General features: G+C 62.7%; 3 protein-coding genes and 1 pseudogene. 1 reads left to right on the plus strand and 3 read right to left on the minus strand.

What is annotated here, in order from left to right; genetic code table 11:
- Nucleotides 1-126 precede the first annotated feature (126 nt).
- Nucleotides 127-450, plus strand: a pseudogene (locus tag Tther_RS12990) (ATP-binding cassette domain-containing protein); the annotation flags it as partial.
- Nucleotides 451-535: 85 nt separating this feature from the next.
- Here the strand turns inward: Tther_RS12990 and soxX are convergent.
- From soxX to Tther_RS13005, 3 genes are all read right to left on the minus strand, one after another.
- A complete protein-coding gene (soxX, locus tag Tther_RS12995) occupies nt 536-1,183 on the minus strand; it encodes a sulfur oxidation c-type cytochrome SoxX (RefSeq protein WP_143904533.1) in 648 nt (215 codons plus the stop codon).
- A 16-nt stretch (nt 1,184-1,199) separates the two neighbouring features.
- Entirely contained in the window at nt 1,200-2,000 is an 801-nt protein-coding gene (gene soxA / locus Tther_RS13000; protein WP_143904535.1) for a sulfur oxidation c-type cytochrome SoxA, read from the minus strand.
- 92 nt (nt 2,001-2,092) lie between these two features.
- Nucleotides 2,093-2,218 (minus strand): thiosulfate oxidation carrier complex protein SoxZ (locus tag Tther_RS13005; RefSeq protein ID WP_185975088.1); only part of this gene is annotated, 126 nt, incomplete at its 5' end.

Here is a 2,218-nt window from a genome sequence, read left to right on the forward strand (position 1 = left end):
GGTTTCCGCAATGCTCGCCGAACTCGACGACGAGTGGCTGACCGGCAAGGTCTATCTCAACTTCAACCTGTAACCCGGTTGTCATGACCACCCAACCGGAAATTTACAGAAAAGAGGTTGCACAATCTCGACCACGGCGGTCAACAGCTCAGCGGTGGCGAGCAGCAAATGCTGACCATCGGCCGCGCGCTCATGACCAACCCGGACGTGCTCATCCTGGACGAGGCCACCGAGGGGCTGGCGCCGCTGATCGCGCGCGAGATCTGGCGCATCTGCCGCGTGATCCGCGACAGCGGCATCAGCAGCATCATCGTGGACAAAAACTGGAAGCACGTCACCCAGATCAGCGACCGCAACGTGATCCTGGTCAAGGGCCGGGTGGTGTTCGAAGGCACGTCCGCCGAGCTCATCGCGCAGCCCGGGATGCTCGAGCGCCACCTGGGCGTCTGAGGCCCCCCGCAAAAAAAGGGGGCCGCCCGACGGACGCCCCCTCAAGGGTCATGCGTGCACGCCCCATCCGTGCACGCCACGCTCATCACTGGTTGACCGGCGATTTCGGATCCAGCAGCAGCGCCATCACGTGCTTGATTTGCTGCTCGGTCAAGATACCCCGGTGACCGGCGCTGGGCATTTTGGTGCACGCGTTGAAGGCGCGCGAGTTCCAAATCTTGGCCCAGGTGTACTCGATGATGGGTTTGGCCGCGGGGCTGTTCGGGTCGGTGACCCCGCGCAGCTTGCCGTAGTTCCACAGGCTGGGGCCCAGCGTCCCGAAGGAGATCTCCTTCTTGTCAATCTGGTGGCAGTTGTAGCAATTGCCGCCGTTGACGATGTCGGCGCTGTCGCTCCAGGTCAGGCCGCGACCGCTCTGGGCGATCTTTTCGCCCTCCTTCCAGTCGCCCAAAAACTTACCGTCGCTGGGCCACTTGACGCTCTTGTAAGCCGCCTCCTCGATGGCCTTGGCGGTCTTGTCGTCCAGCGGCTTGCCTGACACCTCGGACTGCCAGCAGGCCAGCCGGGCTTCGTCCTGCTCCAGGCGATCGAGCTTGGCGATGCCGCGCTCGACGAAGGACTTTTTGATGACTTCCATGGTCATCTTGTCGTAATCAGCCGGCGACGGCGACGAGCTGCAACCGGCCACGACCACCAGCGCCGGCACCCATGCAACCAGAATCGTTTTTTTCATGTCATGCTCCTGCATTTCAGCGCTTGATGGCCGGGGCGATGGACTTGGCCCCCTTGGCGTTCACCCCCATGTACACCCCCAGGGCGATGGTCACATCGCTGGCGAAGGTAGGCTCAGGAAAGCGCTGCTGACGGTAGCAGTCGTTGAGGCGGTGCTGCATGCTCCACATCTGCCCGTTGGAGACGCGGTACGCCGGCCACGCGGCAAAGCCGACGCCGTCACCGGGGTTCTTGGTCAGGTTGGGCAACTCCTGCAGCCGGATGCGTTTGCCGTCCTCGCCGTGGCAGCTCGCGCACGAAAAATCGTGCGGCCCGCCGCGCATGAAGAACAGGCGCTTGCCGATTTCGTACATGTCGCGCTCGGCCTGGGTGTTGAACGGCAGGTTGAACGGCATGTCCCGCGACTGGCTGGCGATCCAGGTGGCCAGCGCCACGACGTTGGCGGTCTCACCCTTGCCAAAGTTGCGCTGCGACACCTCTTTTTTGACGTCGATGCCCTGCAGCGTCTCCATGCAGGTCAGCAGGCGGCTTTCCAAATCCTGCACGCGCCCGGTGTCCTTGAAGTAGCGCGGCAGCTCGACGAACGCCCCCTTGACAACGCCCGGGCCCTTGCCCAGGTCGCATTGCTCCAGCGAGGCGTTCTTGGGACCGCGCTTTTGTTTCCAGAGCTCTTCGCCTTTGACTTCGTACAGCTCTGCCGGGTTGCCGTCTTGCAGCATGGCCCGGTACTCTTCGATGCCTTTTTGCGTGGCGTCTTGTGCTGCTGCCGCCGCTCCCAACGAGCAGAGGGCTGCCAGCACAACGAACTTCTTTTTCATCGTGTGCACCCTTCGTTTTGGATGAACTGCCCCATGCGGGGCGATCTGGGAAGACAAGCCGGGTGTCGGCGACGGGCCCGGCACACGAGCGCTTAAGCGATGGTGGCCTCGTCGGTGCGCGACTCACCCTTGTTGTCGGTCCACTTGACCACCACCTTGTCGCCCTTGTTGCCGCCCTTGAACTTGAAGCTCAAAAACGGGTTTTGCGACACCGCCCC

This window comes from Tepidimonas thermarum, assembly GCF_007556705.1.
Classification (GTDB): Bacteria; Pseudomonadota; Gammaproteobacteria; order Burkholderiales; family Burkholderiaceae_C; genus Tepidimonas; species Tepidimonas thermarum.